The sequence below is a fragment of the Amycolatopsis sp. cmx-4-54 genome, from assembly GCF_046548895.1.
In the GTDB taxonomy this organism is placed as follows: domain Bacteria; phylum Actinomycetota; class Actinomycetes; order Mycobacteriales; family Pseudonocardiaceae; genus Amycolatopsis.
Genome location: NZ_JAEBEJ010000010.1, coordinates 363824 through 371442 on the forward strand (window position 1 = coordinate 363824; position 7619 = coordinate 371442).

The window sequence follows — 7619 nt, forward strand, 5'->3', positions numbered from 1 at the left end:
TTAGGTGACCGGCATGGCTACTCACGCGCGCTGGACCGAGGCCGACATCCCGGATCAGACCGGCCGGACCTTGTTCGTCACGGGGGCGAACTCAGGGCTCGGGCTGCGCATGTCCGAGGTGCTCGCGGGCAAGGGGGGCCGCGTGCTGCTGGGCTGCCGATCACCGGAGCGAGGCGCCAAGGCACTGGAACAGGTGCGCGCGGCCGCGACCGGAGAAGCACCCGAACTCGTGCGGCTGGACCTCGCCGACCTCGAGTCGGTCCGCGAAGCCGCGAAGAAGGTCCACGAACTCACGAGCGGCAAGCTCGACGTCCTGGTCAACAACGCGGGCGTGATGGCGACCCCGCGCGGCCACACCAAGGACGGCTTCGAGACCCAGTTCGGCACGAACCATCTCGGGCACGCGGTGCTGACCTGGCTGCTGATGCCGTCCCTGCGCGCCGGCTCCGCGGCGCGTGTCGTCACCCTGTCGAGTGTCGCGGCGACCGGCGCGCGCATCGACATCGCCGACCCGAACTTCGAGCGCCGGATGTACAACCCGGGTTCGGCCTACGGCCAGTCGAAACTCTCCAATCAGGTGTTCGCGCTCGAACTCGACCGCAGGCTGCGCGCCGCGGGCGACGACGTCATCAGCGTGGCGGCGCACCCGGGCTACACGTGGACCGGGCTCGGCTCCGGGATGGCCCGCTCCTACCGCAATCGGGTGGTGCGCGCGCTCGTCGCCGGCGGCAACCGGATCGGCGAGATCTTCATCGCGCAGAACGCCCGCCAGGGCACGCTCCCGCAGCTGTTCGCGGCGGCGGCTCCCGAGGTCGAAGGCGGCGACTACATCGGCCCGCGCGGGCTCGGCGGACTTCGCGGCACACCGGTCAAGGTGCGGCCTTTGGCCGCCGCGAGGAGCGAGTCGCTCGGCGCCGCGTTGTGGGACGTGACCACCAAGTTGACGGGCGTCACCCCCGACCCCGCGTGAGCGGCGAGCACTACTTCGGCGGGCGTAGGGTGGCGATGTGAGTGCTGCCCCAGATGGCCGCAAGCTGTTGCGGCTCGAGGTCCGGAATTCCCAGACTCCCATCGAAAAGAAGCCGTCGTGGATCAAGACGCGCGCGCGGATGGGTCCGGAATTCACCGAACTCAAAGGCCTGGTGCGCCGCGAAGGCCTCCACACCGTCTGTGAAGAAGCCGGCTGTCCCAACATCTATGAATGCTGGGAAGATCGTGAGGCGACGTTCCTGATCGGTGGGGATCAGTGCACGCGGCGGTGTGATTTCTGTCAGATCGATACGGGTAAGCCGGCCGAGCTGGATCGGACTGAGCCGCGCAAGGTGGCGGAGTCGGTGCAGGCGATGGGTTTGCGTTATTCGACGGTGACCGGTGTCGCGCGTGACGATCTGGATGACGGCGGCGCGTGGCTGTACGCGGAGACGGTGCGCCAGATCCACGCGCTGAACCCCGGCACGGGTGTCGAGTTGCTGATCCCGGATTTCAACGCGGATCCCGAGCAGCTCGCCGAGGTGTTCGGTTCGCGGCCTGAGGTGTTGGCGCACAACGTGGAGACGGTGCCGCGGATTTTCAAGCGGATCCGGCCGGGTTTCCGGTATGCGCGGTCGCTGGAGGTCATCACTCGCGCTCGTGAGGCGGGTCTGGTGACGAAGTCGAATCTGATTCTCGGCATGGGCGAGACCCCGGAGGAGGTCGCGCCCGCGATGAAGGACCTGGTCGACGCGGGCTGCGAAATCCTCACGATCACCCAGTACCTGCGGCCGTCGCCGAGGCATCACCCGGTGGACCGGTGGGTCAAGCCGGAGGAGTTCGTCGAGCATTCGAACGCCGCCGAGGCCATGGGCTTCGCTGGTGTGATGGCCGGGCCACTCGTACGCTCGTCGTATCGGGCCGGGCGTCTGTTCGCGCAGACGAAGGCCCACCGCGGCGAAGAGCTGTCGGAGAACTTAGCCCATCTCGCCGCCGAAGGACCCGCCGCGCAGGAAGCCAGTTCGCTGCTGGCCAGGTGACTCCGGTCACCCTCTTCGCGACATCGCCACCCACCAGGTCACGAATCAGTAAAGTGACCTGGTGGCGTTGGTAACTGATCTTCTGAACTGGCTGCAGAGTCTCCCGGAACCGGGACTGGTCGCGGCGACCGGCGGACTGGTGTTCGCCGAATGCACCATCGGGCTCGGCTTCATCGCCCCCGGTGAATCGGGGCTGCTGGTCGCGGCCACGACGGCGACGTCGGTCTCCCGTTTCCTGACCCTGTGGGCAGTCGTGACGGTCTGCGCCGCACTCGGCGACTCGCTCGGTTACGCGATCGGCAAACGCTTCGGCCCGCGTCTGCGTGAGACGAAGCTGATCCGCAAGTACGGCCTCGACGCCTGGGACAAGGCGACAGGTGTGCTCGAACGACGAGGCGCGTGGGCGGTGTTCTTCGCGCGGTTCCTTCCGGTGATCCGCACGCTGACCCCGGCGGCGTCGGGCACGTCGGGTCTGCCCTTCCGCAAGTTCCTGCCCGCCGCGGCGGCGGGCGCGGCCTGCTGGTCGGCCATCCACATCGGCATCGGCGCCGCTCTCGGCGAGGCCGCCAAGAAGGTCGAAGGCGTGCTCAATACCGGCGGTCTGATCATCGTCGGGGTGCTGGTGGGTGTCGCCGTGTACTTCCTGCTGCGCTACAAGAAGAAGAGGGCGCTCGCCGCCGTCACGGTCGAAGACGCCACTCCGGCGAAGGTCGGCGCGGAGGACTAGATTCCGGGCATGGCCGCCCTGAACCTGCCCCAGCCCATCGGTTTCGTCCTCGGTGGCGGCGGCAGTCTCGGCGCCATGCAGGTCGGGATGCTCCGTGCCCTGACCGAAGCCGGGATCACCCCGGACCTCGTCGCCGGCACCTCGGTGGGTTCGCTCAACGCCGCCGTGCTCGCCCTCGGGGATGAATCAGGCGACCGGCTGGACCGGATCTGGTCGCGGATGACCCGGCACGAGGCGTTCCCCGGTGGCGTGTTCAGCCAGGTGCGGACGCTCCGGCACAGCAAGACCAACCTGTTCCCCAACACCGGTCTCGCCGCGATCGTCGACGAGCACATCGGCGAGGGCGTCCGGTTCGAGGATCTCGCGCTGCCGCTGGGTGTCGTCGCGACGGACGTCGACACCGCCGAGCCGTTTCTCATCCGCTCAGGACCCGTTCTGGCGCCCCTGCTGGCCAGTTGCGCGATTCCGGGGATCTATCCGCCGGTGCCGTTCGGGAAGCGCATGCTCTACGACGGCGGCCTGGTCGCCAACGTGCCGATGCGCCAAGCGCTCGCCATGGGCGCGAAATCGCTCGTCGTCCTCGACTGCGCCTTCCCCGGCAAGATGCCCGGGACCCCGCAGACCTTCGCCGAGGTGCTGATGTTCACCGCGATGATCAGCATGCGGAACCAGGCGGTCTTGGAGGCGCCGATCGCCGCGGCCGAAGTGCCCGTGGTGTACGTGCCCGGGCCGAAGCCGGTGCGGGTGAGCCCTCTGGACTTCAGCCACACCACCGCGTTGACCGCAGAGGCTTATGAGGCCGCGAAGACCTATTTGGGCGAATTGAGTGTCGATGGCCCCGGTCTTTATGGTGCCCCTGGTCTCGTCGTGGCGTGACGAGCAACCGACCGCCATCGATCACGTCTTCTTCGTCGCGTAGTTTGAAAGAGAACTTTCCGCTGATCGAGCGACGTAAAAAGAGAATCATATGTTTCCCAAGAAGACATTACTTTTAATGGCGGGAATACTCGCCGCAGTATTGCTGATCTCGGCCTGCTCGTCCTCGGGCGGCACCACTTCATCCGGCACGAGCGCCGAATCGGACACGAGCCCGGTTTCGGTGACCATCGACCCGGCGGGCGGGACGGACGTCAACCCGGCGATCCCGGTGGTGGTCAAGGCGGAGCACGGCAAGCTGATCGACGTCACCGTCAGCAACGCCGACAAGGGCAACCAGGTGAAGGGCGAACTGGCGGGCGACGGGCTCAGCTGGAAGACCACCGAACCGCTCGGCTACGGCAGCACCTACAAGATCGTGGCGCATGCCCAGGGCACCGACGGGAAACCCGTCGAGCAGCAGAGCAGGGTCTCCACACTGAGCCCGAAGCAGCAGGCGAACCCGAACCTGATCCCGGCTCCCGCGGCGGTGGCGTCCGCCGGCGTCGGCGTCGGGCAGCCGATCGTGTTCGCCTTCGGCCAGGCGGTGAAGAACAAGGCCGAGGTGGAGAAGAAGCTGTCCGTGGAGTCCACGCCGAAACAGGAGGGCTCCTGGTACTGGATCGACGACAAGAACGTCCACTACCGCCCCAAGGTGTATTGGCAGCCCGGGACGACGCTCAAGGTGTCGGCGATGATCTACGGCGTCGATTTCGGCAATGGCGTTTACGGCGCGACCGATCGCACCGAAACGTACAAAGTGCATGATTCCTGGGTCGCGAAGGCCGACGGTGACACCGAACAGATGCAGATCTTCCACAACGGCGCCCTGGCGAAATCGATGCCGATTTCCATGGGCAAAGACGCCACGCCCACACATTTGGGCGCACACGTCATTTCGGACAAACACGAGAATTACGTGATGGACTCGTGCACCTATGGCGTCTGCCAGGGCCAGCCGGGGTACTACAAGGCGAACGAGAAGTGGTCGCTTCGCATCTCCAACGACGGTGAGTTCGTCCACGAGAACCCGAACAGCGTCGGCGCGCAAGGCAGCTCCAACGTTTCGCACGGCTGCATCAACCTCAACGCCGCCAACGCCCAGTGGTTCTACCAGAACATGGGGCTCGGCGACGTCGTCGAGGTGACCAACTCCGGGGGCCCGCAGCTGCCGGTGTGGGACCTCTACGGCGACTGGTCCAAGTCGTGGGCGGACTGGCAGGCGGGCAGCGCGCTCAAGTAGAGGCATGATGGGCCGGTGACCAGCACCCTGAGCACCGCCCGCTCACTCGTGGCCGGCGCCGGCCGGGTCGTCGCACTGACCGGCGCCGGGATCTCCACGGATTCGGGGATCCCCGACTTCCGCGGCCCGCAGGGCCTGTGGACCCGCGATCCGGCCGCGGAGAAGATGTCGAACCTCAAGGCGTACCAAGGCAACCGTGAGGTCCGAGAGCGGACCTGGCAGGCGCGGCTGGTGCACCCCGGCTGGGACGCGGCACCGAACGCCGCGCACTACGCGCTCGAGCGCCTGTCGCCGGCGCGGATCATCACCCAGAACATCGATCGGCTGCACCAGAAGGCGGGCTCTCCGCCCGAGCGGGTGCTGGAACTCCACGGGACGATGTTCGAGTCCGTCTGCCTGTCCTGTGACGACCACCGGGACATGCGCTCGACACTGGAGCGCGTCCGAGCGGGCGAGCCCGATCCGCCCTGTCTGGTGTGCGGTGGCATCCTCAAGTCGGCCACCGTCTCGTTCGGCCAACACCTGGACCAGAACCTGCTCCGGGCCGCGCGGACCGCCGTCTCCGACAGCGACCTCCTGCTGGTGGCCGGGTCCTCGCTGCGAGTGCAGCCGGCCGCCTCCCTCGTGAGCGTCGCTTCCCGCTCCGGGTCCGCCGTGGTGATCTGCAACGGCTCCGAAACGCCCTACGACTCGATGGCCACAGCCGTCGTCCGCGGCCCCCTCAGCGACATCCTCCCCGCCCTGATCCCGTAACTCGATCACAGTTGCCGACGAGGCGAAGGGCGTTGCGCGACCACTCGACTCCGGTACGTGCACGATCACGATTGCGTTGCGGAGCCAACTATTCGGCAGACTCGGACGACATCCCCCTAGGGACTCACTTCGAAGTCACGTGGGGAGAAGATGTTCATGGGTACTGAATTCGTGGAGCACTCCGCGGAACAACAGATGTTGCAGCCCGGAGTCGGCGCGCCGTCCGCGGTCCGGCGATACCGGCATCCGGTGGACAAGGACTGGCTCTCGGTACCGGCACACGGCAACCAGCCGACCACCGCGAAGCTGCAGTCCTACGGGTACCAGCCCCCGACCGAACCGCAGTTCTACGTCAGCCTGATCGGCAGCGGCGACATGGTCGAGGTCTTCCGCTGGTGGCACCCGGTGGACAAGGACTGGATCGACATGCCCGCCGGAATGGCCACCGATGCGCAGATGACCTCCTGGGGCTACCAGACCAAGACATTCCAGTACTACGCGTTCCCCACCCAGCGCACCGGCACCGTGGCGGTGCACCGATGGTGGCATCCGGGTGACAAGGACTGGCTCACCGTGCGCGCCGGAGAGTTCACCGACGCGCAGCTGCAATCGTTCGGCTACCGGGACAAGACCTTCTTGTTCTACGCCTTCGCGCAACAGTCGCCGACGCAGGAACCCGGATACTTCGCCCTGAGCACGCCGCAGAAATCGGTCCTGAGTCCGGTTTCGTGGAGTGGTAACGACGATCATCCGCACACCTTCAGCGTGCTGGACGTCAACCCGGGACAGTCGCCGTCGATCAACGGGGGCTTCCGTTATCTGGGGTACTTCGGCCACCACGAGTGTGCCGGCCTCGGTATCGCCCGGACGAACGACCTGAATGCCACCGCGTGGACGCAGTCGACCACGCCGTTGCTCTCCGGCACCGGCGAGCGCTGGGGCTGCGCGCTCCTGAACCCGGGCGACACAATCGGGCTGGTGCACAACGTCTACTGGTGCGGCGGCAACCCTGATGGCGGCGCCTACTACATCGTCGGGCGCAAGAGCACCGATGGCCTCAACGGCACGCAGTTCACGTCCTTCGTGCCACTGGTCAAGGAAATGGCGGTGAACAACGGAAACCCGACACTCTTCCGCGAGCCGGACACGCAAGCCGTGTACCTGTACTGGTTCCGGGAGGCGGGCGGCCGCAAGGAGATCCGCGTCAAAAGCGCGGCCTCCTTCGACGCGCTGCTTCAGACCGACCCGGCCGATCTCGGCACGCTCGTGGCCTATTCACGCGACGTCGTGGCCGCACCACACGTGATCAAGGTGGGTTCCCTGTACTACCTGGCCGTCGAGACCTTGGAACAGACCAATGTCTGGAAGACCCGGGTGCTCACCGCGGCCGGCGCCACAGGGCAGTTCTTCGAAATCCCCACCGGGCCGGTCTATGGCAACGGATCCGCATGCGTCTTCCAACACGTCTTCGACAACACCTTGCACAGCTACTACTGCAACGAAGGAACCCCGGGGGTGGGCAACTGGACGCTCGACCACGTGAGCGCTCCATTGGCGTGACCTCGGCATTCAAGACCTCGGCCAGGATCCGACAAGATCCCGCACGGCCCGCGGAACTCACGTGTCCGGCCCCGGAGCTCGCGTGATCAGAGACGTAATTCGCGTGTCTGGCGACGTCATTCGCGTGATCAGGTGGACGACACGCGTGTTTGCGTGGACGGCACACGTGATCAGATGGACGACACGGCGCACGGCCCCGGCCAACATCGTGTCGTCCGTCTGATCACGTGTGTCGTCCATCTGATCACGCGAGTGGCGTTTCTGATCACGCGAGATACGGCTCAATCACGCGAGATACGGGTGTCCGTCACGGGTGTGCCGGGAGGCAGACATGAAAAGAAGGCCCAGGTCGGGAGAACTCTGGGGTTCTCGACCGACCTGGGCCTTCTTTTTAATGTTAGTCCGGCGGTGT

Annotated in this window: 8 protein-coding genes; all 8 read left to right on the forward strand. The window is 66.2% G+C overall.

Annotated elements, in window-relative coordinates:
* Positions 1 to 13: 13 nt before the first annotated feature.
* Complete coding sequence (locus tag ACLJQ7_RS30970; protein ID WP_410651677.1) at positions 14 to 970, forward strand: oxidoreductase; 957 nt, start codon at positions 14 to 16, stop codon at positions 968 to 970.
* Between the two features lie 37 nt (positions 971 to 1007).
* Entirely contained in the window at positions 1008 to 2009 is a 1002-nt protein-coding gene (gene lipA / locus ACLJQ7_RS30975; RefSeq protein ID WP_410651678.1) for a lipoyl synthase, read from the forward strand.
* 61 nt (positions 2010 to 2070) lie between these two features.
* Positions 2071 to 2736 (forward strand): DedA family protein, encoded by a 666-nt coding sequence (locus ACLJQ7_RS30980; protein ID WP_410651679.1) that lies wholly within the window; start codon positions 2071 to 2073, stop codon positions 2734 to 2736.
* A gap of 9 nt (positions 2737 to 2745) precedes the next feature.
* Positions 2746 to 3612, forward strand: coding sequence for a patatin-like phospholipase family protein (locus ACLJQ7_RS30985; protein WP_410651680.1), 867 nt, complete (start codon positions 2746 to 2748; stop codon positions 3610 to 3612).
* A 91-nt stretch (positions 3613 to 3703) separates the two neighbouring features.
* The gene (locus ACLJQ7_RS30990) at positions 3704 to 4894 is read left to right on the forward strand and encodes a L,D-transpeptidase (protein WP_410651681.1); all 1191 of its coding nucleotides are present in this window, start codon (positions 3704 to 3706) and stop codon (positions 4892 to 4894) included.
* A gap of 15 nt (positions 4895 to 4909) precedes the next feature.
* Complete coding sequence (locus ACLJQ7_RS30995; RefSeq protein ID WP_410651682.1) at positions 4910 to 5647, forward strand: SIR2 family NAD-dependent protein deacylase; 738 nt, start codon at positions 4910 to 4912, stop codon at positions 5645 to 5647.
* A gap of 156 nt (positions 5648 to 5803) precedes the next feature.
* Entirely contained in the window at positions 5804 to 7207 is a 1404-nt protein-coding gene (locus tag ACLJQ7_RS31000) for a hypothetical protein (RefSeq protein ID WP_410651683.1), read from the forward strand.
* A 132-nt stretch (positions 7208 to 7339) separates the two neighbouring features.
* Positions 7340 to 7619, forward strand: a 280-nt coding sequence (locus tag ACLJQ7_RS31005) for a hypothetical protein (RefSeq protein WP_410651684.1), incomplete at its 3' end; no start/stop codon positions are given.

Excerpts from the sequence above, each read along its gene's own strand:
- ACLJQ7_RS30990 (WP_410651681.1), top strand. The coding sequence starts at position 3,704 with ATGTTTCCCAAGAAGACATTACTTTTAATGGCGGGAATACTCGCCGCA.
- ACLJQ7_RS31000 (WP_410651683.1), top strand. The coding sequence starts at position 5,804 with ATGGGTACTGAATTCGTGGAGCACTCCGCGGAACAACAGATGTTGCAG.
- ACLJQ7_RS30985 (WP_410651680.1), top strand. The coding sequence starts at position 2,746 with ATGGCCGCCCTGAACCTGCCCCAGCCCATCGGTTTCGTCCTCGGTGGC.
- ACLJQ7_RS30970 (WP_410651677.1), top strand. The coding sequence starts at position 14 with ATGGCTACTCACGCGCGCTGGACCGAGGCCGACATCCCGGATCAGACC.